Here is a 22,016-nt window from a genome sequence, read left to right on the forward strand (position 1 = left end):
TCCGGAGGCACGGGGGATGCGCTCCAGGGTTCCGGCCGGTCTTGCGTATGCATCGTCTGCTGCCACCGAGCATTCTCCTGGGCGCATCGCTTGATCAGGGGCGGGACTGACGCGAGGGTATCGGGATCCGGCCTCGATCGGTCAGCGGTGTCAGGATCTTCGGCCTGGGTTCGCAGGCTCGGCCGGCGTCGTGCGCCGCCAGGCGGCAGGATCACCACACAGGGTGATCGAACCATCCGTTCTCGTAGTCGGAGGGCTGGCAGTGCCTCCGTCCAGGACCAACTGATGGGCAGTGCCGTGGTGGACGACCGGTGCGGCCCGACCCGCCCCGGCCCGGCCGGCTCGCCCGGGCCGCAAGCGCATGGCACGGGCGAGCGGACGCAGCCGACAGCTGGCGCGTGTCAGCCCGTGTAAGCCGCGAAGATCTTCGCGAACTCGTAGGGGGACTGAGGGATGTTCGTGCACTGGTACAGGGCGCCGGTGCAGGCGTTGCGGTCCCGGGTCGCCTCCCAGAACGCCAGCTCCCCGAGATGTCTGCCCTGCGCGAAGGCGACCAGTTGCCGGGCGTCGGACTGGTCGTACACGTGGCCGTCGTCGTTCTGGCCGAGCATCGGTGTCACACCGGTCATCGCCCAGATCTGGGCGTCGGTCCTGCCCGGGTAGAGCGACTGCAGCTGGGTGAAGGTGCTCTGCGCGGCCTGGAGGGCCGCGTCGCCGTAGTCGACGCTTCTGTAGTAGTCCATGGCCATGATGTTCACGAGGTCGAGATCGACGCCGGCGTCCCGCGCCGCCTTGACCACGTTCAGGCCGTCCGAGGTCAGGCCCTCCGGGAGCACCGGGAGCGTGAGGGAGATCCGCAGCCCCGGGTGGGCCTGTTGCAGGCGCGTGAGGGCCTGGGACCGGCGGCTGATCGAGGCCGGGTCGGCGACGGCCGCGCCCTCGATGTCGAAGTCGACGTAGGTCAGGTCGTACGCCTTCACGACCGCGTCGTACTCGGCGTACAAGGAGTCCACCGAGCCGCAGGCCTGGGCCAGTTCGATGCCGGACGCTCCGCCGAAGGAGACCTTCACGTCCCCGCCGTTCGCCCGGATCGCATCGATCTGGTCCTTGGCCCAACCGTTCCGCGGGTCATAGGCGTTGAACCACATCGCCTTGCAGCCGGAGGCGGTGACAAAGGCCATGGTGTAGCTCTTGAGCCCGCTCGCGGAGGCCATGTCGGGCATGCTCGGGGTGGGCCACGCGCCCATGTCGAGGTACGGAGCGGTGCGCACGCCGCTGCTCGGCGGGGTGCCTCCGGAGGAGGTCGTACCACTGACGGCCGTGCCGTAGGCGGAGACGTTGCCCGCGGCGTCCCGGGCCCGCACGCGGAACGAGTAACTCGTGCTCGACTGCAGTCCTGTGGCGGTGTACGAGGTGCCGGTCACGGTGACGGGCGTGCCGCCGTCGCGCGAGACCTCGTAGCCCGCGACGGATCCGGAGTCGTCGGTGGCGGCCGTCCACCGCACGGTCAGCGAGGAGCCGGACGCGGAGCCCACGGTCACACCGCCCGGCACACCGGGCGGTGTCGTGTCGCCGCCGCCGGAACCACCGGTGCAGGAGGCCCCGTCGAGCCGGCAGTTCGCCGGTGTGCCGGTGCCGCTCGACACCCATCCGAAGGTGGCGCCGGCTCCGGGCGCCAGCGAGCCGTTGTACTCGCGGTTCTTGAACGTGTAGTGGCTGCCGTTCCGGGTGAGCAGCGCGTCCCAGTACGAGCCGACCGTGGTGCCTGAGGGCAGGTCGAACTCGACGGTCCAGCCGGACAGGGTCGTGCTGCCGCCGTTGGTGACGGTGTACGCGCCCTGGTAGCCGCCGTCCCAGGCCGAGGTCTTCGAGAAGGAGGCCGTGGCCGAGCCCGCGGCGGTCGCGGACGGTGGGGCCAGGACCAGGAGCAGAGCGGCGAGGAGCAGAGCCAGGAGTGCCGGTGGTCTTCGCATGTTGCTGCCTCCACAAGGGGGGAGAGCGCCGGGTCGACGCGCGAGGCTGCACAGGATTGGTCCATACCAAAGGGATGGCATGTACATATCGATTCACTGGGTCCGCGTCAAGGGCCCGGGTTCTCGGCCGGCCCGCGCGCCCCCCATCGGCGGGCCCCCGCTCGATCAGCGGCCGAGCCCCATACGATGTCCCCGATGCGCAGCACCGGACAGCACCCCGAGCAACCGCCCCGGCGGCGGTTTCGCGCGCTGTTCGTGCTGGCGGTGCTGGCCGGGCTGCTGGGCATGCACGCTCTTGCGCCCGGCGGCGGGACGGGGCATGCGGAGCATGTCCGGGGCGCGCACATGACCGTCATGGTCACCGCCGCGGACGACTGTCCCGGCGGCGACGGTCACTGCGGTGGCCATCGGACGCACCACGCCGATCCCACCTGCGCGTCCGGTGCGGTCAACGGCGGTCCCGAGCTGTCCGCTCTGGTTCCTTGCCCCGTGACCGCCCCGGCGCCGGCCGCGGCCCTCCGCCCGGGTGCCGTCAGGCCGCCGGACGGAGCCCGCGCACCACCCTCCCTGGCGGAACTCCAACTCCTGCGGATCTAGAGGCCGCGACGACCGCGTACGCACCGCGGTCGTGCTCACACGCGTGCCCGAAGACATCTTTCGAACAGCAGGAGTTCCCGCATGACCACCCGTACCCTGACGCGCCGTGCCGCCCTCGTCGCGGCGACCGGCTTCGCCTCCGTCGTCCTCGCCGCCTGCGGCGGCAGCGGTGCTCACCCGGCCCACGGCACCCAGGCGAGCCCGAGCACGCCCGCCACCGCCGACTCCACCGCCCACAACGCACAGGACGTCGCCTTCGCCCAGGGCATGATCCCGCACCACCAGCAGGCCCTGGAGATGGCCCGGCTCGCCGACGGCCGGGCCATCTCGGCCCGGGTGAAGGACCTCGCCGCCCGCATCGAGAAGGGACAGGACCCGGAGATCCGCACCATGACCGGCTGGCTGAAGGCCTGGGGCGAGCAGGTGCCCATGGCCGGCATGGACCACTCCGGCCACGCCGGGATGTCCGGCAAGGCCGGGATGATGAGCGACGGCGACATGACAGCCCTGGAGAAGGCCACCGGCAAGGACTTCGACACGAAGTTCCTGTCCCTGATGGTCCAGCACCACCGGGGCGCCGTCGAGACGGCCACCACGGAGAAGACCAAGGGCCGCTACGGTCCCGCCAAGGGCATGGCCGACGACATCGTCGGCGCGCAGACCGCCGAGATCGAGGAGATGAACAAGCTCCTCGGCGAGAGCGGCAAGACCGACAGCTGACCGAGCGAGCAGGGGCCGCCGGCCGAACGCCGACGGCCCCCCTCGCCCCTGCCTCAGCCGGCCTCGCCGAGCACCTTCTCCAGTGCGCCCAGCGCGGAGCGCAGTTCCTCCGCCGTGATGGTCAGCGGCGGCGCCAGCCGGATCGTGGAGCCGTGCGTGTCCTTGACCAGGATGCCCTCGTGCATCAGACGCTCACTGATCTCCCGGCCGGTACCGATGGCCGGGTCGACGTCGACGCCCGCCCACAGTCCACGCGCGCGGAAACCGGTCACGCCCCGGCCGACCAGCTCGGTCAGGCCATCGTGCAGGATCTGGCCCGACGCGGCCGCCCGGCGCTGGAAGTCGCCGGTCTCCAGCAGCTCGACCACTGCCGTGCCGACCGCCGCGGCCAGCGGGTTGCCGCCGAACGTGGAGCCGTGCTCGCCCGGGTGCAGTACACCCAGCACCTCGCGCCGGGCCACCACCGCCGACACGGGCACGATGCCGCCGCCGAGCGCCTTGCCGAGCAGCAGCACGTCCGGGACGACGGCCTCGTGCTCCACGGCGAGCGTGCGGCCGGTGCGGCCGAGGCCCGACTGGATCTCGTCCGCGATGAACAGGCAGCCCTTGCGGCGCGTCAGCTCACGGACGCCGGCCAGATAGCCGTCGTCCGGGATGACGACACCGGCCTCGCCCTGGATGGGCTCGAGCAGGACCGCCGCCGTCGTCTCGTCGACCGCCGCCTCCAGTGCGGCCAGGTCGTTGTACGGCACGACCCGGAATCCGGGCGTGAAGGGGCCGAAGCCCGCCCGGGCCGTCTCGTCGGTGGAGAAGCTGACGATCGTCGTCGTACGGCCGTGGAAGTTCTCCGCCGCCACCACGATCGTGGCCCGGTCGGCCGGGACGCCCTTCACGTCGTACGCCCACTTGCGCGCCACCTTGATGCCGCTCTCCACCGCCTCGGCGCCGGTGTTCATCGGCAGCACCATGTCGAGCCCGGTCAGCGCCGCGAGCCGCTCGGCGAACTCGGCGAGCCGGTCGTTGTGGAAGGCGCGGGAGGTGAGGGTGAGCCGGTCGAGCTGGCGGTGCGCGGCCTCGATCAGAGCCGGGTGCCGGTGGCCGAAGTTGAGGGCCGAGTAGCCGGCCAGCATGTCGAGGTAGCGGCGGCCCCCGACGTCCTCCACCCAGGTGCCCTCGGCCCGGGCGACGACCACGGGCAGAGGGTGGTAGTTGTGCGCGAGGACCGGCTCCTCCGCCTTGATCAGGTCGGCGGACGTACGGGCGTGCGCGGGTGCGGTCATCAGCGGATCTCCTGGGTGCAGCATTTGATGCCGCCGCCGGCCTTGTGGAACTCCGACAGGTCGACGGGGACGGGGGTGTAGCCGTGGTCGGTCAGGCGTTCGGCCAGTGCCTCGGCCTTCGGGGCGATGAAGACGTGCCGGCCGTCGGACACGGAGTTCAGGCCGAAGGCCATCGCGTCGTCGCGGGTGGCGAGCACGGCGTCGGGGTACAGGCGCTTGAGCACTTCCCGGCTGCCCGGGGAGAAGGCCTCGGGGTAGTAGGCGATGTTGTCCTCGTCGAGGACGAACAGCGCCGTGTCCAGGTGGTAGAAGTACGGGTCCACCAGGGTCAGGCCGATCACCGGATGGCCCAGGAACTCCTGCGCCTCGCGGTGGGCCTCGCGGGTGGTGCGGAATCCGGTGCCGGCCAGCACATAACGGCCCGTCCACACCAGGTCTCCCTCGCCCTCGGTCACCGCCTCGGGGCGGTAGACGTCGTAGCCCGCCGCCTTGAACCAGGTGTCGTAGTGGTCCGACTCGGGGCGCCGCTGCGCGGCGTGGAACAGAGAGCCGAAGACCCGGCCGCCGACCACGAACGCCGCGTTCGCGGCGAAGACCATGTCGGGCAGACCCGGGACCGGCTCGACCGCCTCGACGGTGTGGCCGTGGGCGCGGTAGGCATGCATCAGCGCCTGCCACTGCTCCTGGGCCAGATCGACGTCGACGGCTGTGTCGGGATGCATCCAGGGATTGATCGCGTAGTGCACGGCGAAGTGTCTGGGTTCGCAGACGAGGAAGCGCCGAGGGCGCGGCACACGGCTTTCGGGCACAGAGGGTTTCCTCCGCTTTCCTGTGTGTCACTGAGGGGTGACACCACGGTAAGAAGTGACGGAGAGGAACGACAAGCAACGAAAGCTGCGCGCATGCGCAGGATCGCTGCGTTCTCAACGGGGAAAACGCATGAGACGTGCGCCCGCCGAGGTTTGTGCCGCGATCATTCGGGTGCGGCGTGGGTGGCGCCTGCTTCCGGGCTTTCCGGGAGGAGGTGGGACAGCACCATCACGCTGATCGTCTTCCGGATGAACGGTTCGGCGCGGATGCGCTCCAGTACCTCCTCGAAGTGCTCCACATCCCGCGCGCGTACGTGCAGCAGCGCGTCCGCGCCGCCGGTCACGGTCATGGCCGCCGTGATCTCCGGGTGGTTGCGCACCACCTCGGCCAGGCGCCGCGGCGGGGCCGCTCCCTCGCAGTACACCTCGACGTACGCCTCGGTGCGCCAGCCGAGCGCGGAAGGCTGCACGGTCGCCGTGAACCCGGTGATCACACCGGTCTCCCGCAGCCGGTCCACGCGCCGCTTGACCGCGGTGGACGACAGCCCGATCGCCCCGCCGATCTCGGCGAAGCTGGTCCTGGCGTTCGCCATCAGCGCCGTGATGATCTTCCGGTCGAGGTCGTCGAAGGACGCGGTCCTGCTGTTCATGCGGGCACTGTAATCAGCCATGCCCGCCCAGCGGGAACCTAGGACTGGGTGACGACCATGGCGAGTGTCAGCAGCCCCAGCACCACCCATCCGAACCACAGCCAGCCGTTGCTGCCGAGGGCGACCGTGTAGGCCGTCACGACGACGAGCCCGCCGACGGTCATCGCCCCCATCGCCTTGGTGGAACCGTTCGTGGAACCGGGCATCGCGACACCCTCCTCATGGTCCGTCCTTGACCATGGTGCCTCGATTTCCGCCCGGACGGGATACCGCGTACTCAGCCCTCGCGCGCGTGGAGCGAGGCCAGATAGGCGTTGTACGCCTCCAGCTCCTTGTCGCCGTCCCGGTCGGCGGCCCGGTCCTTGCGCTTGGCCTGCCGCTGCTCGGAGCCGTACCACTGGAACAGCAGGGCGATCAGCACCAGCACGGACGGGATCTCGCTGAACGCCCAGGCGATGCCGCCGGCCGCGTTCTGGTCGGAGAGCGCGTCGATGCCGAGCGAGCCGGGCGGGTTCTGGAACGTCTCCACCATCGGCGTCGACGCCATCATCAGCGCGATGCCGAAGAACGCGTGGAAGGGCATGCCCGCGAACAGCTCCAGCATCCGCATCAGATGACCGGGCCGGTGCGGCCCGGGGTCCACGCCGATGATCGGCCAGAAGAACACGACACCCACGGCCAGGAAGTGCACCATCATCGCGACGTGCCCGGTCCTCGACCCCATCAGGAAGTCGAACAGCGGCGTGAAGTACAGCGCGTACAGGCTCGCGATGAACAGCGGGATCGTGAACACCGGGTGGGTGATGATCTGCATGTAGCGGCTGTGCAGCAGCGCCAGCAGCAGTTCACGCGGCCCCTTGCGGCCCTTGCCGGCCACCGGCAGCGCGCGCAGCGCCAGCGTCACCGGGGCGCCGAGCAGGATCAGGATCGGTGACAGCATGCTGATCACCATGTGCTGCACCATGTGCACGCTGAACATGACCATGCCGTAGTCGTTCAGCTTGGTGCACATCACCAGCGCGATGGTCAGCACGCCGAGGACGTACGACACCGTACGGGACACGGGCCAGCGGTCCCCGCGCCGGCGCAGCCGCACCACACCCCAGCCGTACAGGCCGAGTCCGAGCAGACAGGCGACGAGAAAGAACGGATCCGGCGACCACTGGAGCCCCCTTCCCAGCGTGAACGGCGGCAGATCCATCGTCATGCCGTGCCCGCTGTGATCCATCCGCCGGCTCCTGATTCGTGGGGGTTGTACGCGTCTGTCCGCCCCCAAGAGTAGAACCGCCCCCGGTCACGGCTGCGACCGGGGGCGCGTTGTTCCCAGCTGGACTACAGGACGCACTCCGCCTCGTCGTACCGCTCGGCGGGAACCGTCTTGAGCGTCTCCACGGCCTCGGCGAGCGCCACCATCACGATGTCGGTCCCGCGCAGCGCGGTCATCCGCCCGAACTCCCCGCGGTGCACGGCCTCCACCGCGTGCCAACCGAACCGAGTGGCGAGGACCCGGTCGTAGGCGGTCGGCGTCCCACCCCGCTGCACATGCCCGAGAATCACCGGCCGAGCCTCCTTGCCGAGCCGCTGCTCCAGCTCGACCGACAGCTGCCGCGCGATCCCCGCGAAGCGCTCATGGCCGTAGATGTCCTTGCCGCCCTCGTCGAACTCCATCGAGCCGGGCCGCGGCTTGGCGCCCTCCGCGGCGACCACGATGGCGAATCGCTTGCCCGCCTCGAACCGCTCGCCGACCTTCTTCGACAACTCCTCGATGTCGAAGGGACGTTCCGGTACGACGATGGCGTGCGCGCCGGCCGCCATCCCGGAGTGCAGAGCGATCCAGCCGGTGTGCCGGCCCATGACCTCCACGACCAGCACCCGCTGGTGGGACTCGGCGGTGGTCTTCAGCCGGTCCAGAGCCTCGGTGGCGACTCCCACCGCCGTGTCGAAGCCGAAGGTGACGTCCGTGACGGCGATGTCGTTGTCGATGGTCTTGGGGACGCCGACGATCGGCAGGCCGTTGTCCGACATCAGCCGGGCCGCCTTCAGCGTGCCCTCGCCGCCGATCGGGATGATCGCGTCCAGGCCCAGCTCCTCGACATGGCCCTTGGCCCGCTCCACACCGTCACGCAGATGCGAGGGCTGGACCCGGGAGGAGCCGAGGATGGTGCCGCCGCGCGCCAGGATGCCGCCCACGGCATCGAGGTCGAGCTTCATGTAGTCGCATTCCAGGAGGCCCTTCCAGCCGTCCCGGAAACCGATGACCTCGTCGCCGTGGTCGGCCACGGCACGGTGCACGACGGACCGGATGACGGCGTTCAGGCCGGGGCAGTCGCCGCCGGACGTGAGGACACCAATGCGCATAGCCCGAAATACCTTCTCAACGTGGGCCGGGAAACCGGACCACGTCGTCCGGCGGATTCCCGGCCACCCTACCGGCGTGAGGGGGTGGCTCCGTAGCGGGCGTCCGCCTGCTGGACGCGCCCGCACATGTGAGCGGACGGCCTGTCAGGCGGGCCCCGCCATGAGCCTGCCGGAAAGCGCTTAGACGGTGCTGAGGCGGTGCTGAGACGGTACTGAGACGGTGCTTACGCGGGCTGCTGCGCTGCCGTGTCTACGCAGGCTGCTGCGCAGCCGCGATGCGCTCGTTGCGGAGCGCCTCGTACCAGCGGTCGTCGGTCGGCGGCAGCGCGTTGACGTCGAGCGCCAGCTTCAGCAGCAGGTCGGCGATCTGCGGGTTCCGGGCGAGGACCGGCCCGTGCATGTAGGTGCCGAAGACGGTCCCGTTGTACGCGCCCTCCGTGCCGTCCCCGGTGCCGTTGCCCTTGCCGATCCGCGTCCGGGCGAACGGGCGGGCGGTGGCGCCGAGGTGGGTGACGCCCTGGTGGTTCTCGAAGCCGGTCAGCTGGGGCAGGCCGAGCTGCGGGTCGATGTCCGCGAGGACGTCGCCGACGCACCGCTCGCCCTCGCCGCGCACCGACACCACGTCGAGCAGGCCGAGGCCCGGCTCGCGCTGGCCGAGGTCGTTGATGAACTCGTGGCCGAGGATCTGGTAGCCGGCGCAGACGGAGAAGACGATCGCGCCGTTCTCCACCGCCCGGTGCAGATGGCCGTCGCGCCGCAGCCGCTCGGCCGCGAGCCGCTGTGGCCGGTCCTCGCCGCCGCCGATCAGGTAGATGTCACCGGAGGTCGGGATCGGCTGGTCGCTGCGCACGTCCAGCCGGGCCACGTCCAGGCCCCGCTGCCGTGCCCGGCGCTCCACGACGAGCGCGTTGCCCTGGTCGCCGTAGGTGCTCAGCAGGTCCGGGTAGATCCACACCAGCCGCAGTTGGTTGTCGCTCATGAGGTGATCGCCCTTCCTGATCAGTTGCCGACGCGGCGGCGCAGGTCCTGGAACGCGGTGTAGTTCGCGATGACCTCGATGCGGCCCGGCGGGGCCGCCTGGACGGCCTGGTCGAGGTTGTCACAGACCTGGAAGTGCTGGTTCGCGACCTCCAGACGGACCGCGAGGTCGAGCTTCCGGTCGCCGATCACGAAGATCGGGTGGCCGGTCAGCCGCGTGTAGTCGACGTCCCACAGCCATGAGGTGTCGGTGCCGTCGGCCCCGCGCGCGTTCACGGACAGGATCACCGGCGTGGGCGGCGGGTCGATCAGGGAGAACGTCTCCAGCCAGCCGGCCGGGTTCTTCGCCAGCAGCAGCCGCAGGTCACGACCCTGGAACTGGACGACGTCGTACCGCCCTGCGACGGCCTGCACCTGGTACATCCGCTCCAGGGCCACCTGCGGAGGCACCCCGAAGACGGCGGCGACGGCCGCGGAGCTGGCCGCGTTCGCCTTGTTGGCGCGGCCCGGCAGCTGCAGGTGGATCGGCCAGGCGGACCCGTGCGGGTCGAGGACGTGGTCCCCGGACAGCGCCCAGGCCGGGGTCGGCCGGCGGAAGCCGCACTCGCCGCAGAACCAGTCGTCACCGGGCCGCTGCATCACGCCGCCGCAGGACGGGCAGGACCAGGCGTCGTCCTTCCACATCTGTCCGGCTGCGACCCAGATCACATTCGGGGAGGAGGAGGCGGCCCACACGACCAGCGGGTCGTCGCAGTTGGCGACGATGACGGCCTTGGAGCCGGCCAGACCCTCGCGCCAGTTCTCGGCCAGCATCCGGGTCTCGGCGGCGCGGTCCAGCTGGTCGCGGGAGAGGTTCAGCAGGGCGATGCACTTCGGGCTGGTGTCCCGGGCCACACCGGCCAGGTACTTCTCGTCGACCTCGATGACGCCGAACTTGGCTTCCGAACCGCCCGCGAGCGCGGAGGTGATGCCGGCCGGCATGTTGGCGCCGAGCGCGTTCGAGACGACCTGGCCCGCGGCGCCCAGCGCCTCCGCGATGAGCCGGGTGGTCGTGGTCTTGCCGTTGGTCGCCGACACCAGGACGACGTCCAGGTTCTGGGCGAGCCGGGCGAGCAGGTCGGGGTCGAGTTTCAGTGCGACCCGGCCACCGATCACCGATCCGCTGCCGCGTCCCGCTGCACGCGATGCCGCAGCGACCGCCTTGCCCGCGGTCACGGCCAGCTTGGCCCGCGGCGTGAGCGGGTCCGAGTTGCCTGCCATCAGTTCTCGATCCTCCTTGCGTACGCGCCGCGCCTCGCCTGAGCCATCCGGCAACGTGGTGTGGACCTCAGCCTATCGAGATCCGTTCGCACACCCGAATCCCGGCCCATGTCTGTGCGGCGGGCATGGGCTGAACGAACCGTACCCTTGCCGTCATGCGACACGGCTCGATCCCGGGCGCCCGCGGGCGCGTCCGGCCCCTTTCCCTGCTCCATGACCCCGTCCTGCACGAGCCCTGCCGGGACGTGACGGACTTCGGCCCCGAACTCGGCGCACTCGTCGAGGACTTGTTTGCGACCATGTACGCGGCCCAGGGGGTGGGCCTGGCCGCGAACCAGATCGGCGTGCCGCTGCGGGTGTTCGTCTACGACTGCCCCGACGACGAGGACGTGCGTCACCTCGGGCACGTGGTCAATCCGCGCCTGGTGGAGACGGACGGCGTGGTGATCCGGGGCCCGGAGGGCTGTCTGTCCCTGCCGGGCCTGGAAGCGGGCACGGAGCGCTACGACCATGCGGTGGTCGAGGGCTTCACGGCGGCCGGGGAGCCGGTCACCGTGCACGGCACGGGTTTCTTCGCCAGGTGCTTGCAGCACGAGCACGACCACCTGGAGGGCACGGTGTACGCGGACCACCTGACGGGCCGGCGTCACCGCAGACTGATGAGACAAATCTCCCGATCTTCCTGGCACCGGCCCGGTGGTCTCGTCTGAGGGAGCGGGGTCAGAACCCCGGACCCCCGATCTTGTCCCCGGCCGCGGCGAGGCGTCCCCACAGCAGATCTGCGAGCGACCTCACCAGTTCGGCACGGGAACACGGCCGCTCTCCCAGCCACCAGTCACCCGCCGCGTGCATCATCCCGACAATGCCGTGTCCCCACACCCGGGCCAGCTGCTGACTGCCGGGCCCGAGGTCCAGCCGGTCCTCGATGACCTGAGCCAGCTCCTCACCCATGCGCCGGAGCAGCGGGGCGCTGTGCTTGCCGACGTCGAACCCCTGGTCGCCGCTCCCGCCGCCCTCCGCCGGATGCATGAGGAACCGGTACACCTGAGGTCGTGCCTCGATCGCCGCCAGGTAGGTGTCCAGCGTGGACTCCACCCGCTCCCGCCGCTCGGCAGGAGCGTCCAGTGCCGCCCGCAGGGAATCGAGCAGCGCGTCCGTGTGCCGCTTGGCCAAGGCCGCGTAAAGCCCGCCCTTGTCTCCGAAGTGGCGGTACAGGATCGGCTTCGTGATACCCGCCTCCGCGGCGATGGCGTTCATCGACGCCTGCGGGCCGTCACGGAGCACCACCCGGTCGGCGGCCTCCAGCAGCTCGCGCCGTCGGCGGTCGGCGGACCTCTGCTGATCGGTCCGCTGCGTGGTGTCCATGTGCTCTCCCCACCCGTGCTGATTCGGTGACGCCTGCGCAAACTAACACTGTCCATGCCCCTGACATCGAACGGGATGCTGAGGCGTCATCGGGAGTTGACTTTTCCTACCCGTCGGTAACACACTCAGGTTACCGCTAGTAACACTGTACGTACCGCCGCTGGAGGGGACATGGCCGAGTTCACCATGGAGCTCAACGACGAACAGAAGGAGGTCCGGGACTGGCTGCACGGATTCGCCGCCGACGTCATCCGCCCCGCGGCCGCCGAATGGGACGAGCGTGAGGAGACTCCCTGGCCGGTCATCCAGGAGGCCGCGAAGGTCGGCATCTACTCCCTCGACTTCTACGCGCAGCAGTACTTCGACTCCACCGGCCTCGGTATTCCCATGGCCATGGAGGAGCTGTTCTGGGGCGACGCTGGTATCGCACTCTCCATTGTGGGCACCGGACTCGCCGCCGTGGGCGTTCTCGCCAACGGAACCGAGGAGCAGATCGGCACCTGGATACCCCAGATGTACGGCGACGCGAACGATGTCAAGGTCGCCGCGTTCTGCTCCTCCGAGCCCGACGCCGGCTCCGACGTCTCCTCCATGCGTACGCGTGCGGTGTACGACGAGGCCAAGGACGAGTGGGTGATCAACGGCACGAAGACCTGGGCGACCAACGGCGGCATCGCCAACGTCCATGTCGTCGTCGCGGTCGTCGACCCGGAGCTGGGCTCCAAGGGCCACGCCTCCTTCATCGTCCCGCCGGGCACGCCGGGCCTCGCCCAGGGGCAGAAGTTCAAGAAGCACGGCATCCGTGCCTCGCACACCGCCGAGGTCGTCCTGGACAACGTCCGCGTCCCCGGTTCCTGCCTGCTCGGCGGCAAGGAGAGGCTGGACGAGCGGCTCGCCCGGGCCCGCGAGAAGGCCAAGGCAGGCGGTGAGCGGGTGAAGAACGCGGCGATGGCGACCTTCGAGGCTTCGCGGCCGGCGGTCGGCGCCATGGCCGTGGGCACGGCCCGGGCCGCGTACGAGGTCGCCCTCGACTACGCCAGGACCCGTGAGCAGTTCGGGCGGCCGATCATCGACAACCAGGGCGTCGCCTTCCAGCTCGCGGACATGCGGACGCAGATCGACGCGGCTCGTCTGCTGGTGTGGCGGGCCTCGTGGATGGCGGTGAACGGCAAGCCGTTCACCGCGGCCGAGGGGTCGATGTCCAAGCTCTTCGCCAGCGAGACCGCGAAGACGGTGACCGCGCAGGCGATTCAGATCCTCGGCGGCAACGGGTACACGCGTGAGTACCCTGTCGAGCGGATGCACCGGGACTCGGCGATCTACACGATCTTCGAGGGGACGAGCGAGGTTCAGCGGCTTGTCATCGCGCGGACCCTGGCCGGGATGCCGATTCGGTAGCGTCCCGGGGAACGCGCGATCCGGGCCGCGGTTCGTCGTGGCCGGTCGCGCCCAGCGGGGCAGGGCCGCATGTCGCATGCGGCCCCGCCCCGCTGGGCCGGGACACTCACCTGTGCTTCAAAGGCGTGAGTTGTTCGATGTCGTAACGCTTGCGCAGGTCCTCGATCGCGGCGTGGTCCGGCGGACCCCCGTTCCCCAGGATCTCCAGCAGCTCCTCGAAGTAGCGCTCGTGGTCGGGCGGGGGAGACGCCTGGAAGAACATCTTCGCCGGCGCGTCCGTCGGGTTCGCGAAGGCGTGGGGGCAGCCCGGGGGCACGACGATGACCGTACCCGGGGTCGCGCGGACCACCCGGCTGCCCGAACTCGACTCCCACCTCTGCCAGTTGTCGGGGGTGCGGATGCGCGGCTCGAAGGCGAGCACGTCCAGTTCGCCTTCGAGGACGTAGAACAACTCCTCGCTGCGCGTGTGCACATGGGCGCCGACGTCGAAGCCCGGCGGTACGTCCACTTCGAAGGTGGAGGCCATCCGCGAGTGGGTGCCGGTCACCTTGAACGTCACACGCTGGGCGGGCGTCTCGACGACCCGGCCGTGGCCCGGCGGTACGAGCAGCCCTTCGGTCCGCCTGTGCGCCACTCCACGGGCCGCGGGTCCTTCGGGCGCGGCCAGCCCCTCGGTCGTCATCGGTCGCTCACCACGTCACGGGCAGGGCCTCGGGCCCCCGGATCAACGCGCCCTTCCTGAAGGGCACCTGGCGGGGCGGTACGGCGAGCTTCAGACCCGGTACCCGGTCCAGCAGGGCGTCGACCAGCAGCTCGGACTCCAGCCGGGCGAGCTGGCCGCCCGGGCAGTAGTGCGGGCCGAAGCCGAACGCCACATGCGGATTGGGGCTGCGGGAGAAGTCGATGGTCTCCGGCTCGGGGAAGACCTCCGGGTCGCGGTTGGCGGCCAGGTAGGAGACGTAGACCGCGTCGCCCGCGCGGATCCGCACGCCTCTGATCTCCACGTCCTCCAGGGCGATCCGGGAGAGACCGACGGCGTTGCGGTGCGGGATGTAGCGCAGCAGTTCGTCGATCGCCTTCGGCCGGATCATCGGGTCGGAGCGCAGTCGTGCGACCAGGTCGGGACGGGTCAGCAGCAGATAGAACAGCTGCCCGCTGTTGTTGGTGACCGCCTCGCCGCCGATCTGGAGGAGGACGGCCAGACCGACGGCCTCCTCCAGGGTGATCTCGTCCCGGCCCACCGCGGCGCCGAGCAGCGAGGCGACGTCCTCGCCCGTGCTGCCCTCGCGCAGCTCGACGAGGTCGGAGAAGTAGGCGCTCATCTCGCGCTTGGCGTTCTCGCTGACCTCCTTGCCGTGCGCGGAGGACAGGATCAGCTGGGTCCAGATGTGCATGCCGTGCCGGTCGGCCGCCGGGACACCCGTCAGCTCGCAGATCACCGCGATCGGGAAGGGGCTGAGGACCGCCGCCGTGAGGTCGGCGGGCGGGCCGTTGCGGAGGAGTTCGTCGACCAGCCGGTCCAGCATGGCGCGCGCCTGGTCACGGATCCGCTCCACGCCCTTCGCGGTGAACGCGGAGGCGACCGAGCGGCGCAGCCGGGTGTGGTCGGGCGGGTCCAGGAAGCCGACCGCGCCCCGGTCCGGGATGAAGTGCGGGGCGAGCCGGGTGACCTGGCTGCCGATGACCGCCTCGCGGCTGAAGCGGGGGTCGTTGGTCACCATGCGTACGTCGTCGTACCGGGTGACCAGCCATGCCCCGCCCTCACCGTTGGGCAGCTGGATGCGGGTGACCGGGCCCTCGCGCATCAACTCGGCCAGCACCGGGTCGAAGTCCGTCCCGGTCAGGTCGACGGCCGGCCAGTGCCGGATCGGGGGCAGGGTCTCGGGGAGGGTCTCGTCGATCATCGTGTCCTCTCGCCGTCCTGGATCCAGCGGCCCACCGTCATCTCGGCGGTGATGCCGGGACCGAACCCGGCCAGCAGTCCGCGCGCCCGGTGCTCGGCACCGCCCTCCTCGAACAGCCGCCGCAGCGCGTCCAGCACGACGGCGCTGGCGATGTTGCCGTAGTCGGTGAGCGTGGCCCGGCTGAACCGGAACGCGTGCGGGTCGACCTGCAGGAACTTGCTGAGGTCGTCGAGGATGCGGGGCCCGCCCGCGTGGATGATGTAGAAGTCCAGGTCGGCGGCGTCCCAGCCGTGGTTGCCCGCGAGGTCCTGGAGCGCCGGGGCGAGCGGCTCCATGGTGGTCGGAACCCGCTTGTCCAGCAGGAAGTGGAACCCGGTGGCCCGGACGTCGTACGCGATCCAGTCCTCGGTCTTGGGGATCAGATACGAGCCGTTGCGCTCCAGCTGCACGCCCGTGCCGCCGCGGCCGCGCACCACGGCCGCGGCGATGCCGTCGCCGAACAGGCCGTTGGACAGCAGTGAGCCGACGCCCAGGTCGGTGGGCTGGTAGCACAGCGAGCAGAACTCGCAGGCCACTATCAGCGCGTTGGCCTCCGGATAGGCCGAGCAGAAGTCGTGGGCCCGGTTGATGGCCGCGCCTCCGGCCGCACAGCCCAGCTGGGCGATGGGCAGCTGACGGGTGTTGGACGCAAAGTCCATCTCGTTGATCAGCCACGCGGTCAGCGAGGGCATCATGAAGCCGGTGCACGACACGTAGATGATGACATCGATGTCAGCGGTCATCAGTTCGGCGTCGTCGAGCGCCCGCTGGATCACCGCGGGCACCCGGGCCTTGGCTTCTCTCTCGTAGAGCTTGTTGCGGTCTTCGAACCCGGGGTGCTTCAGGGTTTCCTCGATGGGCTGCACGATGTGCCGGGTGCGGACGCCCGTGTTCTCGATCAGCCGGAGGGCCAGCGGGAGCTGTGGGTGGTCCGCGTGGTGCGTACGTGCCAGCTCCAGCGTTTCCTCCATCGTGATCACGTGTTCTGGTACCGACACCGAGGGTCTGCACAAAGTCGCCATGAGCCGTCCCTGCTTTCGCCGTCCGGCAGGCCTGCGCCCACCGGATCAGAAGGTGGTCCACTCAGGTTCACCCGAGGGGGCGACGATCTCTCGTCGGATTACTCCGAATCGGGGACAAGGGGTAGGGATCGGATCTGGAATCCGCATGCCCCCAAGGAGGACCCGATGCCCCTCTCGGCCGCCGAACTACTGGCCTCGGCCACTGCCCGACTCGCCCCGGACCCGCAGTCCAACCGCGTCGTCCCGCGGATCGCCCGAGGGGCGGCGCATCGAGACACCCTCGCCGCCCTGGCGCTGGAGCAGCAGTGGGTGATCGCCGCGGACCGTCGCTCCTTCCTTCATCTGGCGGAACGCACGGACGACACCCCCGAGGCAGCCGCCTTCTTCACCTCGCTCGCCGAGGGCGAGGCACTGGCGGCGGAACAGCTGACCGCGTTCGCGGTGGCAGCCGGCGTGACCGAGGAGCAAAGCCGCTCCCACATCCCCCGACCCGGTGGTCAGGCCTACCCCGCCTACGTGGCCTGGCTCGCCCTCAACGCCTCACCGGCGGACGTGGTCCTGGCGCTCACCGCCAACTTCTCGGCGTGGGGCGGCTATTGCGCGGGCATCGCCGAGGGCCTGCGCCGTCACTACGGCTTCCCGGACGAGGCGTGCGCCTTCTTCGACTTCTTCGCGGAACCGGCGCCCGACCTGGACACACAGGCGACGGCTGCGGTCCAGGCAGCCCTGGACACCGGCCGTCTGAACACGGGCCTGGCACACACTTACGGAAGCCTGCTCCAGTCCTACGAGGCGATGTTCTGGGAATCGCTGGGGGAGGCTCCCTAGCTACGGCGCCCCGCTGCTGTGGGCGATACAGGCCACGTCGATGCGGTCCGCGAGTTTCGCCAGCTCAATGGTCAACGCGGCCACCGTGTCCTCGTCGAGTCCCTGCTCCCCGGCCTCGACGAGATGCAGCCACCGTCCGCCCACGGTCCGCAACAACTTACTCACGTCGGACGCAGCCACCTGCAAGGTACCGCGGTTGTCGACGATCAGGGGCAGAGTCACTTCGCGGTTCACAAACGGGATGGTAGCCGCGCAGTGCTCACGCACCCTGCCAAACCGTGGTGATGTTGCAGAACTCCCGGATTCCGTGCCCGGACAGCTCACGGCCGTAACCGGAACGCTTCACTCCGCCGAACGGGAACGCCGGATGGGAGGCGGTCATCCCGTTGACGTACACGCCACCCGCCTCCAGTTCCCGTGCGAACCGCTCCACCTCGTTCTCGTCCCGCGTCCACACGTTCGAACTCAGCCCGAACGGCGAATCGTTGGCGATCAGGACCGCCTCGTCCAGGTCGCCGGCCCGGTACAGCGTGGCGACCGGCCCGAACGCCTCCTCGCGGTGGATGCGCATCTCCCGGGTGATGCCCGCCAGCACGGTCGGCGGGTAGTACCAGCCCGGGCCGTCCGGACGCTCGCCGCCGCACAGCACCTGGGCCCCGCTCCGCTTCGCGTCGTCGACCAGTTCCTCCAGGTCGCTCCGCCCCTGCTCGCTGGCGAGCGGTCCGACCTCGGTGTCCTCCTCCAGCGGGTCGCCGGTCCTGAGCGCCTTCATGCCCGCGACGAACTTCTCGGCGAAGGCGTCGTACACGTCGGTGTGCACGATGAACCGCTTGGCCGCGATGCACGACTGCCCGTTGTTCTGCACCCGTGCGGTCACGGCGACCTGCGCCGCCCGGTCGAGGTCGGCGGAGGGCATGACGACGAACGGATCGCTGCCGCCGAGCTCCAGCACCGTCTTCTTGATCATCTCGCCGGAGGTGGCGGCGACGGCGCGTCCGGCCGGCTCGCTGCCCGTGAGCGTCGCCGCCTTCACCCGCTCGTCGCGCAGGATGGCGTCGACCGCTCCCGAGCCGACCAGCAGCGTCTGGAAGCAGCCCTCCCTGAAGCCCGCCCGGTGGAACAGGTCCTCCAGATACAGAGCCGTCTGGGGGACGTTCGAGGAGTGCTTGAGCAGGCCCACGTTGCCCGCCATGAGCGCGGGCGCGGCGAAGCGGATCACCTGCCAGAGCGGGAAGTTCCACGGCATCACCGCGAGGACGGGCCCGAGCGGGCGGTAGCGCACCCGGACCCGGGAGGCACCGGAGTCCCGCACGTCCGGCTCGGCCGGTTCCTCGTCGGCCAGCAGTCCCTCGGCGCGCTCGGCGTACCAGCGCATCGCCTTGGCGCACTTCGCCGCCTCCGCGCGGGCCTGTTTGACCGGCTTGCCCATCTCGGTGGTCATGACCTGGCCGATCTCCTGGAGGTCCTCGTCCAGCAGGTCGGCAGCCTTGTTCAGCAGTCGGGAGCGTTCGGCGAACGTGGTCGTCCGGTAGGTGCGGAACGTGGCCTCGGCGAGCTGGAGCCGGCGTTCCAGCTCCTCCTCGCCCATGGCCTCGTACGTCTTGAGCGTCTCGCCGTTCGCCGGGTTCACCGTCGCGATGGGCATGGCTGACCTCCCTGGGAGCGGGCTTGCTTCGACCTTCGCGCGCGGTGCTGCGGATCGCAACGCGTAGGCGCCTGTTCAGCGCGAGTGCTGCGCCAGCCGGTCGAGAAACGCGGCCTGCGCCGGGACGATCACCTCGCGGGCCCGGTCGAGAGCGAACCACGCCACCCGGTCCAGCTCCGGGAACTCCTGCGTCCGGCCGGACCGCGGCGGCCACTCCATGGTGAACGTGCCGGGGTCGATCGTCTCCGGGTCCAGGTCGGCCTCGATCGCCCACGCGGTGACGATCTTGCCGTTGGCCTGTGCGACCTCGCCCAGCGGTACGGCCTCCCCGTCGGGCGGCGCCAGCCCCAGTTCCTCCCGGAACTCGCGGCGGGCCGCGTCCCAGGCGGGCTCGTCGGGCTCGTACTCGCCCTTGGGCACGGACCAGGCGCCCGCGCCCTTCTTCGCGAAGAACGGTCCGCCCATATGGCCGAGCAACACCTCCAGTCCCTCGTCGGTGTGCCGGAACAGCAGCAGTCCCGCACTGCGCTTCGTCGTCCGCACCGTCACGGGTTGACCTCCGGGTGGGCCGCCAGCAGGGCCTCCACCGTATCGGCCTCCCCGGGTCCTTTGTCCTCCCGATAGCGGACCACGCGTGCGAAGCGCAGGGTGACGCCGGCCGGGTAGCGGGAGGAGCGCTGCAGGCCGTCGTAGGCGATCTCCACGACGAGTTCGGGACGCACGGTGACCACCCGGCCGTCGTCCTCGACGGCCAGCTCCCGGAGCTTGTCCGTCTGCCAGGCGAGCATCGCGTCGGTCATCCCCTTGAAGGTCTTGCCGAGCATCGCGAAGGAGCCGTCCGGGTTGCGGGCACCGAGGTGGAGATTGGAGAGCTTGCCGGTGCGGCGGCCGTGGCCCCACTCGGCGGCCAGCACGACCAGGTCGAGCGTGTGCACGGGCTTGACCTTCAGCCAGGACGCGCCGCGCCGGCCCGCGCTGTAGGGAGCGTCCAGCGCCTTGACGACCACGCCCTCGTGGCCGCGGGCCAGTGTGTCAGCGAGGAACCGCTCCGCCTCGGGGATGTGCTGCGGCCCCGACGCCACGGTCCGGCGGACCCGCATCGGTCCGGGCACCAGATCGGCCAGCAGCGCGTGCCGTTGCGAGAACGGGAGGTCGAGCAGATCCTGGCCGCCGACCAGGAGCGCGTCGAAGAAGACAGGGGAGACGGGCACTTCCTGGGCCGCCCTCGCCACGTCGGTCCGGGAGCCGACCCGGCCCGCCGTCTCCTGGAAGGACCGGGGCCGGCCGTCCGCGGCGAAGGAGATCACCTCGCCGTCGAGAACGAACCGCTCGCTCGCCAACCCCAGGGCGGCGCGGGTCACTTCGGGCAGCCGGTCGGTGATGTCGTCCAGGGTGCGGGTGTGGATCCGCACCGTGCTGCCGTCCCGGTGGACCTGCACGCGGATACCGTCCAGCTTCTCCTCCACCGCGCACGCGCCCAGCTTCTCCACCGCCTCGGCGACCGAGGAGGCGCTGTGCGCCAGCATCGGCAGCACCGGGCGGCCGACGGTGAGCCGGAACCGCTCCAGCGACCCGGGTCCCTCGGCGAGCAGGGCCTGGGCCACCGTCTGCAGCGACCCGGCGAGCATCACCGCCCGCCGCACCTCCGCCGGGTCCGCGCCGGTCGCCTGGGCGAGACCCTCCACGGCGACCGCGTCCAGCGCGCCCTGCCGGACCTCGCCGGTGAGCAGACCGAGCAGGAAGCGCTGTTCCTCCTCGGTGGCCGCGCCCATCAGCTCGCCGACGATCCGGGCGCGTTCCGTCTGGGAGCCGGGCCCGGACACCTTGCCCAGCTCGCTGAGCCGCGCGTCGACCTCCCGCACGGTGAGGGAGGGCCCGGCGGCCGGCGCGACCGGGCGGCCCAGCACCTTCCAGCCGACCCCGAGCCGCCCCTGGGGGAGGCGTCCGGCCAGGTAGGGGATGACGATCGGCACGTCGTCCGCGTCGGCGTCCCGGAACAGCTCCGCGAGCAGAGCGGTCTTGCGGGACCGGGCCGCCGTCGCGGCGACCTCACGGGACACCTGCGCGAGCCGGGTCAGCAGCATGCAGTCATGGTGCACCGGTGGCCCTGGGGTGTCTTCTGGATCAGGCCGACGACAACGCGGCCGAGGGTGCCCTCCCCCGCCCTTCAGGCAGTGGAGGAGGGCGTGTCGCCCCCGCGTCGCCGGCCTGATCCAGAAGACACGACATGGGCTCTACACCCGCGCGGCCGCGTCGAGATCCGCGAACAGCAGCTCCCCGTTGATCGCCGCCCCGGCCCGGTAGCCACGGCTGGCCGAGTTCACCACCTGCTCGGCGAAGCCGCTGGCGTTGCCCGCCGCCCACAGGCCCGGCACGGTCGTCAGGCCCCGCTCGTCGATCACCGGGAAGCTGCCGAAAGGTGTCTCGCGCAGCTCGGCGCCGAGCCGGACGAGCAGGTCGTTCTGCGGCACGGCACGCGGGGCGACGTACAGCACGGCACGGTCGTGGACCGTTCCGTCCGCGAGCCGCACCCCGGTGAGCCGGTCCTCCGCGGCGAGCACCTCCGCCACCTCGCCGGGTACGACCAAGACCCCGGCGGCGGCCAGCCGGCGCAGGTCCTCGTCCGTCAGCTCCGTCTCCCGCACCCGGTGCAGGAACAACCGCACGTCGTCGGTCCACTGGGTGACCATCAGCGCCTGATGCACGCTCAGCGGGCTGGTGGCGAGCACACCGGTCGCCCGGTCGCGGACCTCCCAGCCGTGGCAGTACGGGCAGTGGACCACGTCCTGGCCGAAGCGCTCGGCCAGGCCCGGGAGCGGCGGCAGCTCGTCCTTCAGACCGGTCGCGACGACCAGCTGCCGCGCCCGCACGGTACGGCCGCTCGCCAGTGACAGGGTGAAGTCGTCGCCCTTGGCCGCGTCCACGACCCGGTCCCGGACCAGCCGCACTCCGTACCGGGCGATCTCCTCGCGCCCGATCTCCAGGAACTCGCCGGGTGACATGCCGTCCCGGGTCAGGTAGCCCTGCAGGTGTGCGGACGGCGCGTTGCGCGGCTCGCCCGCGTCGACCACCAGCGTGCGGCGCCGGGCGCGGCCCAGCACCAGCGCGGCGGACAGGCCGGCCGCGCCGCCCCCGACGACGACCACCTCACAGCTCTCGTCGAGCCTTTCGGTCATGGTGACCACCTCCG

Annotated in this window: 23 protein-coding genes; 5 read left to right on the forward strand and 18 right to left on the reverse strand. The window is 70.6% G+C overall.

From position 1 onward, the window contains the following. Positions 1–401 precede the first annotated feature (401 nt). Positions 402–1,973: a cellulose binding domain-containing protein gene (locus ACIRU3_RS28220; protein WP_404061691.1), complete on the reverse strand. Its 1,572-nt coding sequence runs from the start codon at positions 1,971–1,973 to the stop codon at positions 402–404. A 195-nt stretch (positions 1,974–2,168) separates the two neighbouring features. Between ACIRU3_RS28220 and ACIRU3_RS28225 the strand changes: the two genes are divergently transcribed. Next, a complete protein-coding gene (locus ACIRU3_RS28225) occupies positions 2,169–2,570 on the forward strand; it encodes a DUF6153 family protein (RefSeq protein WP_404061694.1) in 402 nt (133 codons plus the stop codon). A gap of 81 nt (positions 2,571–2,651) precedes the next feature. Further along, on the forward strand, positions 2,652–3,290 hold the full coding sequence (locus ACIRU3_RS28230) for a DUF305 domain-containing protein (RefSeq protein WP_404061697.1): 639 nt from the start codon (positions 2,652–2,654) through the stop codon (positions 3,288–3,290). Between the two features lie 53 nt (positions 3,291–3,343). On the opposite strand, the gene rocD is transcribed toward ACIRU3_RS28230, so the two are convergent. The 8 genes from rocD to ACIRU3_RS28270 form a co-directional block, all read right to left on the reverse strand. Beyond that, the gene (gene rocD, locus ACIRU3_RS28235) at positions 3,344–4,570 is read right to left on the reverse strand and encodes an ornithine--oxo-acid transaminase (protein WP_404061699.1); all 1,227 of its coding nucleotides are present in this window, start codon (positions 4,568–4,570) and stop codon (positions 3,344–3,346) included. Continuing rightward, positions 4,570–5,379 (reverse strand): dimethylargininase, encoded by an 810-nt coding sequence (gene ddaH, locus ACIRU3_RS28240; protein WP_404061702.1) that lies wholly within the window; start codon positions 5,377–5,379, stop codon positions 4,570–4,572. Before ddaH ends, rocD begins: the two co-directional genes overlap by 1 nt. A 164-nt stretch (positions 5,380–5,543) precedes the next feature. Further along, positions 5,544–6,029 carry an Lrp/AsnC family transcriptional regulator gene (locus ACIRU3_RS28245; RefSeq protein ID WP_404061705.1) on the reverse strand — a complete coding sequence of 162 codons (486 nt, stop codon included), beginning with the start codon at positions 6,027–6,029 and terminating at the stop codon, positions 5,544–5,546. Positions 6,030–6,067: 38 nt separating this feature from the next. Beyond that, positions 6,068–6,235 carry a hypothetical protein gene (locus ACIRU3_RS28250; RefSeq protein WP_101372805.1) on the reverse strand — a complete coding sequence of 56 codons (168 nt, stop codon included), beginning with the start codon at positions 6,233–6,235 and terminating at the stop codon, positions 6,068–6,070. 71 nt (positions 6,236–6,306) lie between these two features. Then, entirely contained in the window at positions 6,307–7,257 is a 951-nt protein-coding gene (locus ACIRU3_RS28255; protein ID WP_404061708.1) for a cytochrome c oxidase assembly protein, read from the reverse strand. A 104-nt stretch (positions 7,258–7,361) separates the two neighbouring features. Continuing rightward, the gene (locus ACIRU3_RS28260; protein ID WP_404061710.1) at positions 7,362–8,387 is read right to left on the reverse strand and encodes a 6-phosphofructokinase; all 1,026 of its coding nucleotides are present in this window, start codon (positions 8,385–8,387) and stop codon (positions 7,362–7,364) included. 250 nt (positions 8,388–8,637) lie between these two features. Beyond that, the gene (locus ACIRU3_RS28265) at positions 8,638–9,366 is read right to left on the reverse strand and encodes a type 1 glutamine amidotransferase (protein WP_404061713.1); all 729 of its coding nucleotides are present in this window, start codon (positions 9,364–9,366) and stop codon (positions 8,638–8,640) included. A 20-nt stretch (positions 9,367–9,386) separates the two neighbouring features. Continuing rightward, a complete protein-coding gene (locus ACIRU3_RS28270; RefSeq protein ID WP_404061715.1) occupies positions 9,387–10,625 on the reverse strand; it encodes a MurT ligase domain-containing protein in 1,239 nt (412 codons plus the stop codon). A 155-nt stretch (positions 10,626–10,780) separates the two neighbouring features. On the opposite strand from ACIRU3_RS28270, the gene def reads away from it, so the two are divergent. Then, positions 10,781–11,335 (forward strand): peptide deformylase, encoded by a 555-nt coding sequence (gene def, locus ACIRU3_RS28275; RefSeq protein ID WP_404061718.1) that lies wholly within the window; start codon positions 10,781–10,783, stop codon positions 11,333–11,335. A gap of 10 nt (positions 11,336–11,345) precedes the next feature. On the opposite strand, the gene ACIRU3_RS28280 is transcribed toward def, so the two are convergent. Then, positions 11,346–11,990 carry a TetR family transcriptional regulator gene (locus ACIRU3_RS28280; RefSeq protein WP_404061721.1) on the reverse strand — a complete coding sequence of 215 codons (645 nt, stop codon included), beginning with the start codon at positions 11,988–11,990 and terminating at the stop codon, positions 11,346–11,348. Between the two features lie 171 nt (positions 11,991–12,161). On the opposite strand from ACIRU3_RS28280, the gene ACIRU3_RS28285 reads away from it, so the two are divergent. After that, positions 12,162–13,388: an acyl-CoA dehydrogenase family protein gene (locus ACIRU3_RS28285; RefSeq protein WP_404061724.1), complete on the forward strand. Its 1,227-nt coding sequence runs from the start codon at positions 12,162–12,164 to the stop codon at positions 13,386–13,388. A gap of 106 nt (positions 13,389–13,494) precedes the next feature. On the opposite strand, the gene ACIRU3_RS28290 is transcribed toward ACIRU3_RS28285, so the two are convergent. From ACIRU3_RS28290 to ACIRU3_RS28300, 3 genes are read right to left on the reverse strand one after another with little or no spacing between them, the layout of a single operon-like run. After that, the gene (locus ACIRU3_RS28290; RefSeq protein ID WP_404061726.1) at positions 13,495–14,070 is read right to left on the reverse strand and encodes a cupin domain-containing protein; all 576 of its coding nucleotides are present in this window, start codon (positions 14,068–14,070) and stop codon (positions 13,495–13,497) included. Between the two features lie 7 nt (positions 14,071–14,077). Beyond that, complete coding sequence (locus ACIRU3_RS28295; RefSeq protein ID WP_404061729.1) at positions 14,078–15,292, reverse strand: cytochrome P450; 1,215 nt, start codon at positions 15,290–15,292, stop codon at positions 14,078–14,080. Next, positions 15,289–16,353 (reverse strand): type III polyketide synthase, encoded by a 1,065-nt coding sequence (locus ACIRU3_RS28300; protein ID WP_404061732.1) that lies wholly within the window; start codon positions 16,351–16,353, stop codon positions 15,289–15,291. The genes ACIRU3_RS28295 and ACIRU3_RS28300 overlap by 4 nt, the downstream gene beginning before the upstream one ends. A 165-nt stretch (positions 16,354–16,518) precedes the next feature. On the opposite strand from ACIRU3_RS28300, the gene ACIRU3_RS28305 reads away from it, so the two are divergent. Next, entirely contained in the window at positions 16,519–17,181 is a 663-nt protein-coding gene (locus ACIRU3_RS28305) for a transcriptional regulator (protein WP_404061735.1), read from the forward strand. On the opposite strand, the gene ACIRU3_RS28310 is transcribed toward ACIRU3_RS28305, so the two are convergent. From ACIRU3_RS28310 to ACIRU3_RS28330, 5 genes are all read right to left on the reverse strand, one after another. Further along, complete coding sequence (locus tag ACIRU3_RS28310) at positions 17,182–17,415, reverse strand: DUF6213 family protein (protein WP_404061737.1); 234 nt, start codon at positions 17,413–17,415, stop codon at positions 17,182–17,184. Between the two features lie 25 nt (positions 17,416–17,440). After that, positions 17,441–18,826 carry an NADP-dependent succinic semialdehyde dehydrogenase gene (locus ACIRU3_RS28315; RefSeq protein WP_404061740.1) on the reverse strand — a complete coding sequence of 462 codons (1,386 nt, stop codon included), beginning with the start codon at positions 18,824–18,826 and terminating at the stop codon, positions 17,441–17,443. Positions 18,827–18,901: 75 nt separating this feature from the next. Further along, the gene (locus ACIRU3_RS28320; protein ID WP_404061742.1) at positions 18,902–19,375 is read right to left on the reverse strand and encodes an NUDIX domain-containing protein; all 474 of its coding nucleotides are present in this window, start codon (positions 19,373–19,375) and stop codon (positions 18,902–18,904) included. Beyond that, a complete protein-coding gene (locus ACIRU3_RS28325; protein WP_404061745.1) occupies positions 19,372–20,910 on the reverse strand; it encodes an ATP-dependent DNA ligase in 1,539 nt (512 codons plus the stop codon). Before ACIRU3_RS28325 ends, ACIRU3_RS28320 begins: the two co-directional genes overlap by 4 nt. 150 nt (positions 20,911–21,060) lie before the next feature. Further along, a complete protein-coding gene (locus tag ACIRU3_RS28330) occupies positions 21,061–22,002 on the reverse strand; it encodes an NAD(P)/FAD-dependent oxidoreductase (RefSeq protein WP_404061747.1) in 942 nt (313 codons plus the stop codon). Positions 22,003–22,016 lie beyond the last annotated feature (14 nt).

The organism is Streptomyces sp. NPDC101151, from assembly GCF_044768335.1.
Lineage (GTDB): Bacteria > Actinomycetota > Actinomycetes > Streptomycetales > Streptomycetaceae > Streptomyces.